We start from the raw sequence: 7,062 nt of genomic DNA, 5'->3' as shown, positions 1-7,062 counted from the left end.
AGGTATTTCTCACCCTCTCTCAGAAAGTCGTGTTGCAGGTCGAAGTAGCCCAGCTCCCGTCCCCAGCGAGCGGTACCCGCGAGGTAGGCGTCGGCCACGCTCGGCCCTTCGCCGGCCAGCCACTTGCGGTCGCCGAGCAGCTTGTCGATCCGGCCATAGGCTCGCGCCGCGCGCGTCAGCGCCCTTGCCGTCGTGGTTGCGTCGGCGTCCTCCAGATAGAACAGGGCTCCCCAGGCCGAATGGCATTCGGTATGCAGGAGGGCGAGGGCGAAGTTCAGTTCGTCGAACTCGGCGCTGCCCTGCGGATAACCGAGCTTCCTGCACAGGTCGCGCGCCGCCAGGTGCTGGAGAATGGCCAGGCTTTCGCTGAGCGCGCGGCCGTCCTCCAGGAGCAGGGTGGGCGTCTGGCGAGCCGGGTTCAGGCGCACGTAGGTGCGCTCGCCGGTCTCCAGCGGCATCTCGATCCGACACAGGCGATAGGGGCGGCCAAGCCACTCGAGGGCCACGATCGAGCCGAAGGAACAGCCGTGGGGTACGCCATAAAACAGTACAGGTTCCATTTTCCATCTCCGTTCAGGTAACGCACGTTGCGCATCGCAACTGGGCTGAACGCAGGGTAGGGGTGATATAGGCTATATTCGGTCCTGATTTTTTCCGGTGGATCGAAAAATGTCCAAGCCCACGGTGCGCGTGCTCGCCCTGCTCGAACTGCTGCAGAGCAACGGCCAGCTCAGCGGTAGCGAGCTGGCCAGGCGCCTGGAGGTGGATGGACGGACGCTGCGTCGCTATATCGTCGCCCTCGAGGAGCTGGGCATACCCATCTCGGCGGAGCGCGGACGCCATGGCGGTTACCGCCTGGTGGCCGGTTTCAAGCTCCCGCCGCTGATGTTCAGCGCGGAGGAAACCCTGGCCGTGTCCCTCGGCCTGCTGGCGGTGCGCAGTCTCGGCCTGGGCGAAAGCGAGCTGGCCCTGGAAAGTGCGCAGGCCAAGCTGAGCAGGGTGATGCCCGTTGCGCTGCGGCGGCGCCTCGTGGCGCTCCGCGAGACCGCCAGCCTGGACCTGGCCCGCGCCCGGGCGGGAACCAGTGTGGCGGCGCTGGCGACCCTCGCCGAAGCCGCCCAGGTCCGTGCGCGGGTCGAGTTCCGCTATCGCGACCCGCAGGGCGCCGAAACCCTCCGCCAACTCGATCCCTACGGCCTGGTCTATCGCAACGGCTGCTGGTACGTCAGCGGTTTCTGCCACCTGCGCCAGGCGTTGCGCTCGTTCCGTCTCGATCGCCTGGACGCGCCGCGCATGCTGGCGGAGCGCTTCGAGCGACCGGCGGATTTCGATACCCTCCGCCACCTGCGGGAGAGCTTCGCCCGGATGCCGCGCGCCTACCCGGTGGAAATCCTGATGCGGGCTGCGAGGGAGCAGGTGGTCGCGGTGCTCGGCGAGCCCCTCGGTCTGCTCGCCGAGGTCGATGGCGGTACGCTGTTGCGCGCCAGCACCGACGACCTGGACTGGTTCGCCCGGCGCCTGTGCGGCCTGCCGTTCGACTTCGAGGTCAGGCAGCCGCTGGAGTTGCGCGAGCCGTTGAGGCGCCAGGCCGAGCGTGTCCTGCGTAACCTGGGCCAGGAGGAAGCTTCGGATCACAGGTAGGCATTTAGAGGAAAAGTCCTATTAATTGCGCGGCTGCCGCTTTCTAGAATCGGTCCTGGTCAACCCGCACGTTTCCAGGAGGCCACAAGGATGCCTGCAATACCCCTGCGCGCCATGGTGCTGTGCGCCAACCCCGGCCGTCTGCTCAGGTATGGAGCGCTGTTCAACCGCTGCGGCTACTTCCACTTGAGCCTGTGCCTGGACCGACGGGAGCTGCGGCGCTCCCTGGACCAGGGTTACCCGTACGACTATTGCCTCTACGACGGATTCCGCCTGGACCAGGGCTGCAAGGGCACGCTGGCGATGCTGGGACGCAGCGGCAGCATCCGGCGCTTCCTGCTGGTGGGCGAACTCGATTGCCGCGAGAAGCGCCTGTTGTTCGAGTGGAGCAGAGGCCATGGCCTGAGCATCGGCGCGGTGTCCGACCGGCCTTTGGGCCAGGTCGCCCTGGCCGCGTTGATCAAGCGTGATCGCGGCTGCCCCGACCTCCTGCGCGGCATCGCCTGAGGCGGCTTCCGGGAAGATGAGGTAAGGTCGTTTTCCAACCTTCCATGGCGAGACAGCGCATGACCGTCCAGGCCGACATCCTCAAGGCGATCGAAGGCATCGAGCATGGCTTCCAGCAAGCCGGCCAGGCACTCTCCGAGCGGATATTCCATTGCCGGCAGGTGCATGGCGCCGAGATCGTCGACGCGCGCTCGTTGTCGGAATCGGGACGGCATGCCGCCGACGGCGTTTTCAGCGAAGGGCCGCTGGCGGTCGCGGTGGTCACCGCGGACTGCCTGCCGATTCTCATGAGCAGTCGCGACGGTCGGGTGGTGGCCGCCCTGCATGGCGGCTGGCAGGGGCTCGTCGCCGGTATCGTCGGCGCGGCGGTGGCGCGCTTCAATGCGCGCGGCGTCGCCAGCGCGGACATCCGGGTCGCCATCGGTCCCGGGATCAAAGCCTGCTGCTACGAGGTGAGTGCCGGGTTCATCGAGGCGTTGCAGGTCGGCCACGGCCGCCTCTGGGAAGGCGCGGCGCCTCCCTGGAGCCAGCGTCGTCCGCTCCCCGAGCGGCCGCCCCGGTTCGCTCCGCCCGAGCCAAGGCAGGCGGAGCAGGGCGCCTGGCTGGACCTGGTGGCCTTCTGTCGCCAGTTGTTCCAGGCCGCCGGCGTCGGGCCGGCGCAGATCGAAGCCAGCGCCGTCTGCACCTACTGTTCCGGCGATGCGTTCGCCAGTCATCGCCGACGCCAGCGCCTGGGCGAGGAGAAGCGTCAGCAGTACGCCTGGATCGCGCGCAAGCCGTGACCGCGTATCGGTATTGTCCGGAAATCCTGGATAGTCATGACGGTTGTCTGCTGTTTATCCGCCAATACCCGGCTTCTAGACTTTCCCTGTCGATGCGTGGCTGTCGCCACGCTCATTCCAGGAGAGTCCCAGCATGCCTGACATCACCCAAGCCGCCATCGTCACCGGCGCCTCCCGCGGCATCGGTCGCGCCATTGCCCGGCGGTTGGCCGCCGACGGTTTCGCGGTCGCGGTCAACTATGCCGGCAACCAGACCATGGCCGACGAGGTCGTGGCCGAAATCGTCGCCGCCGGCGGCACGGCCATCGCCGTACAGGGCGACGTGGCCAGCCCGGAGGACATGGACAAGCTGTTCGAAGCCACCAGGGGCGCCTTCGGCCGCATCGACGTGGTGGTCAACAGCGCCGGCACGATGCCCTACCTGAAGATCGCCGACGGCGACCTGGAGGGCTTCGACCGGGTGATCCGCACCAACCTGCGCGGCGCCTTCATCGTGCTCGGCCTGGCTGCCCGGCATGTCGAGCGCGGCGGACGGATCATCGCCCTGTCCACCAGCGTGATCGCCCGGGCGCTGCCCAGCTACGGTCCGTACATCGCGTCCAAGTCCGGGGTCGAGGGGCTGGTGCACGTGCTGGCCAACGAGTTGCGCGGCCAGGACATCAGGGTCAACGCGGTGGCGCCCGGCCCGGTGGCCACCGAGCTGTTCTTCAACGGCAAGAGCGCCGAACAGATCGACCAGATCGCCAGGCTGGCGCCGCTGGAGCGTCTCGGCGAGCCGGACGAGATCGCCGCGGCGGTGTCCTTCCTCGCCGGGCCGGACGGGGCCTGGGTCAATTCCCAGGTGCTGCGGGTCAACGGCGGTTTCGCCTGAGCCGTGTGGGCGGGGCACGAAGAAGCCGGCGCGAAGGCCGGCTTTTTCGTGGTCGCCACTGGCGGTCAGCGGTCGTTCTTGGTCGAGGAGCCGATGGCGTTGCTCAAGCCCTTGCTGTTGTGATCGCCGGGGGTGGTGGCGGAGATCGCGCTGGCCTGCGACAGCCCGCGGCTGTCGCGGGAGCTGGCGATGCCGGAGGTGGCTGAACCATGGCCTTTGCTGGAGTGGCCGCCGAGGTTGCCGCCATGGCTGCCGCCCTTGCCGCCGCCATGACCGCCGCCATGACCGCCACCGTTGCCGCCGCCATTTCCGCCCTTGGCATAGGCGGAGCCGACAGGAGAAAGCTCGCCAGGCAGCAGGGTGCTGCCCGCGAACAGCAGGCCGAGAGCAGCTACGGCGAACAGGGTATGTTTTTTCATTTGAGGGATGCCTCCGCAGGCATGTGGTGTGCCGTCTAAAGACCGTTGCGCGAACGACAGGTTCTGTGGAAAGCGACGGATGGCGGGCCCTGCCGGTGGTTCCTCCTTCAGCGGTTGCGCCAGTGTTCGGCGAGCAATCCGTAGAGCGCCGAGTCGGAGACTTCTCCGGAAACGATCCAGCGTTGTGCGAGCAGGCCCTCCTGGCGGAAGCCCAGGCGCTCCAGGCTGGCGGCCGAAGGCCGGTTGCGCGGATCGATCTCCGCCTCCAGGCGGTTCAGGTCGATTTCATCGAAAGCGAACGCCAGCAGCCTGCGCAGCGCCTCGCCCATGTAACCCCGGCCCTGGGCTGCACGTGCCAGGCAGTAGCCGAGTTCGGCGCGGCGCGAGCCTTTCTCGAAATGGAAGAGGATACAACTGCCGAGCAATTGGCCGTCTTCTCGACGCTCGATGGCCAGGTTCAGGTATTCGCCGTCGGCGAGCGCCTGGCTGTCCCGCAGGATCGCCTCGCGGGCCTGCGCAGGGGTCGTCCACGGCGGTGTGTTCCAGTAACGCATGACTTCCGGGTCGGACATCATGGCGAACAGCGGCGCGGCGTCTTCCTCTCGGAAAGTGCGTAGCCGCAGGCGCGGGGTGTCCAACGGGTGGGGAAAGACGAAGTTCATCGGGCGCTCCTTTGCCGAGGTCGGAGGCTGCGCAGCTTAGCGCGCAGCGGCGAGGTCCTGGAGCTGATGTGCGTGCGGATGTTTCGCCGTGCGGGCTGGCTCAGTCGCCGGGACCGCCGAGTAGCAGCATCTGGTTGCCATCCGCGGCGTCCGGCGCGAATCCCTCGGGACACTTGCCTTTCAGGTGCCAGGCGAAGGCGATGATCTCGGCGATGGTGCGATACAGCGCTTCCGGAATGGCGTCGCCGAGTTCCAGGCGGGCGAGCAGGCGGACCAGCTCGGCGTTCTCGTAGATCGGTACCTCGTAGTCGCGGGCGATGGCCAGGATCGCCTCGGCCAGTTCGGCGTCGCCCTTGGCGGAAAGGGTCGGCGCGGCCTGGCCGTCGTAGCTCAGGGCGATGGCCTGGCGCGGGGCGGGTGATTGCTTTCTGTTCATGCGGTTTCGTCTACCCAGCGTTGTTCGATGGTCGCTCGCGGGCCCTGGGGCGGGCGGCCGCGTTGGCAGGTGATCTCGCCAACGGTCAGGCCGGCGTCGCGCAGGCGTTGGCGCAGGTGGCCGAGTTCATGCTCGACCAGCCGCGCGGTCGCGTCGCGCTCGGCCCAAAGCTGGCTGGACAGGCTGCCGCGTAGCAGGGTCGCCTGGGCGTGCAGCGGTCCCAGCGGCTCCAGGTCGAAGGCCAGTTCGACGCGCCAGAGGCTTTCGCGGGCCTCTTCGCCGGTCTTGCGCTGTTCTTCCTGGAACTTCACCTGCAACGGTACCACCGAGTGCTGATGGCGCATGGGCACCTCCATCTGCCAGGTCGCCAGTTGGGTGCCATCCGGCAGGGTGCTGGTCTGCGCCAGGCTCGACAGCTGATGGGTCTGCAGGCGGGAGATCGCCGCGGCGGCAAGGCGCAGCAGCGACTCCAGTTCCATGTCCTCGTCGAACAGTTGGAGAACCTTGCTCGGCAGGGGAAAGTTCAGTGCCTGGGTCTTGTTGGCGCTCTGTCCCAGGTTGCCCAGGGCGTTGCGGACAAAGGCCGGCAGCGCCTGGGCCAGGTTCGCCGTGTTGCCGGCGAACATGCCCGGCGCCTGGGCGCCGGTCGGCGGCAGCGGCGACAGCTGGGCGAACAGGCGCAACAGGTTGGCCTTCAGGTCCTGGCCGAGATGATCGGTGGCGCCCTGCATCAGGCGCGCCTCGAGGAACAGGCCGCTCTGCTGCAGGGCCTGGCCGAGCAGCTTGGAATCGCCCATCTTCTGCGCCTCCGGCAGGCCGGCGAAGAGGCGCTCCACGGCCTGGCGCAGGCTGTCCGGCAGGTCGTTGCGGCCGTTCAGCCCCTGCAGGGCGGCGAACAGGCCTTCCAGGGAAGCCTGGCGGGCGCTCTGCCCGGCCAGTTGCTGGCCCAGCGCAAGCTGGTCGAGGCGTCCGCTGAGCGGCAGGAAGTCGATCTGCTGGCTGTTTTTCACCAGCGCCGTGAGCAGGCTGCCGACCGGCAGCGCCTGGGGCGAGTCTAGGCTCAGCTTGCTGCCGGCGAGCGGCGTGTTGAGCAGGTTCAGCAGGACCCGGTAGACCACCTGCTGGGCCTTGTCCGCCGGCAGCGCGGTGCTGGACAGGACCTTGCCCTGGAGCAGGGTGCCGGGCGGCAGTTGCTCCAGGTCGAGGCTGCTCAGCGGGCCAGCGCCGGCCATGCTGTCGAGCAGGGTTGCAACCACGCTGGTGTTGCTGGTGGCGCTGACGTTGAGCAGGTTGCCCGGCACCAGCGGCCGATTGCTCTGCACTTCCACCAGGCTCTGCCCGCTGTTCGCCAGGGTCAGCTTGAGCAGGACCTGGAAATTGTTCGCCAGGCCTTCCTTGACCGCGAGCACCTCGGCCTTGCCCGACTCGCCTTCGCCCAGCAGGCCGGCCAGGGTCTGCACCAGCTTCAGGGTCATCTCGGCGTCGGCCTGGGCGTTGCCCTGCGATTGCGCCGGCGGCAGCGGGCGTGGGGCGGAGACCGGGGGTAGTGGCGGGGAAGCGCCTATCTCGGCTGGCATGGGTAACAACCTGTCTTAAACGACCCTGCGGAGGCTGGGGAAGGGCGTGTATAATGCCGCGCCTGTCAAACAGGCTGGCCGCGTCGTCACCAGTATAGCGGCCGTGTTTATCCCGACTTTAGGGTCTGTTCCGTGAAGGCCTCCGGCGCCGCGACGAGGAGAGACGC

At 67.8% G+C, this 7,062-nt stretch carries 9 protein-coding genes; 4 read left to right on the top strand and 5 right to left on the bottom strand.

Annotation, left to right across the window (positions count from 1 at the left end; genetic code table 11):
- Positions 1–560, bottom strand: a 560-nt coding sequence (locus JHD77_RS30705) for a glutathione S-transferase family protein (protein WP_199506549.1), incomplete at its 3' end; no start/stop codon positions are given.
- A gap of 109 nt (positions 561–669) precedes the next feature.
- On the opposite strand from JHD77_RS30705, the gene JHD77_RS30700 reads away from it, so the two are divergent.
- From JHD77_RS30700 to JHD77_RS30685, 4 genes are all read left to right on the top strand, one after another.
- Positions 670–1,641, top strand: coding sequence for a helix-turn-helix transcriptional regulator (locus JHD77_RS30700; RefSeq protein WP_003106375.1), 972 nt, complete (start codon positions 670–672; stop codon positions 1,639–1,641).
- Between the two features lie 90 nt (positions 1,642–1,731).
- Positions 1,732–2,148: a hypothetical protein gene (locus tag JHD77_RS30695; RefSeq protein ID WP_003083108.1), complete on the top strand. Its 417-nt coding sequence runs from the start codon at positions 1,732–1,734 to the stop codon at positions 2,146–2,148.
- A 59-nt stretch (positions 2,149–2,207) separates the two neighbouring features.
- Positions 2,208–2,930: a polyphenol oxidase family protein gene (locus JHD77_RS30690; protein WP_003087130.1), complete on the top strand. Its 723-nt coding sequence runs from the start codon at positions 2,208–2,210 to the stop codon at positions 2,928–2,930.
- Between the two features lie 133 nt (positions 2,931–3,063).
- The gene (locus JHD77_RS30685) at positions 3,064–3,801 is read left to right on the top strand and encodes an SDR family oxidoreductase (RefSeq protein ID WP_003083112.1); all 738 of its coding nucleotides are present in this window, start codon (positions 3,064–3,066) and stop codon (positions 3,799–3,801) included.
- A gap of 65 nt (positions 3,802–3,866) precedes the next feature.
- On the opposite strand, the gene JHD77_RS30680 is transcribed toward JHD77_RS30685, so the two are convergent.
- From JHD77_RS30680 to fliK, 4 genes are all read right to left on the bottom strand, one after another.
- A complete protein-coding gene (locus tag JHD77_RS30680; protein ID WP_003083115.1) occupies positions 3,867–4,220 on the bottom strand; it encodes a hypothetical protein in 354 nt (117 codons plus the stop codon).
- A gap of 107 nt (positions 4,221–4,327) precedes the next feature.
- Positions 4,328–4,882 carry a GNAT family N-acetyltransferase gene (locus tag JHD77_RS30675; protein ID WP_003106372.1) on the bottom strand — a complete coding sequence of 185 codons (555 nt, stop codon included), beginning with the start codon at positions 4,880–4,882 and terminating at the stop codon, positions 4,328–4,330.
- Positions 4,883–4,982: 100 nt separating this feature from the next.
- On the bottom strand, positions 4,983–5,318 hold the full coding sequence (locus JHD77_RS30670) for an EscU/YscU/HrcU family type III secretion system export apparatus switch protein (RefSeq protein ID WP_003083121.1): 336 nt from the start codon (positions 5,316–5,318) through the stop codon (positions 4,983–4,985).
- Complete coding sequence (fliK, locus tag JHD77_RS30665) at positions 5,315–6,793, bottom strand: flagellar hook-length control protein FliK (RefSeq protein WP_003083123.1); 1,479 nt, start codon at positions 6,791–6,793, stop codon at positions 5,315–5,317. The genes JHD77_RS30670 and fliK overlap by 4 nt, the downstream gene beginning before the upstream one ends.
- Between the last annotated feature and the right edge of the window lie 269 nt (positions 6,794–7,062).

The organism is Pseudomonas sp. P20, assembly GCF_016463925.1.
Classification (GTDB): domain Bacteria; phylum Pseudomonadota; class Gammaproteobacteria; order Pseudomonadales; family Pseudomonadaceae; genus Pseudomonas; species Pseudomonas aeruginosa.
The sequence above is the reverse complement of the archived record's forward strand: the minus strand, read 5'-3'. Positions and strand labels throughout refer to the sequence as shown.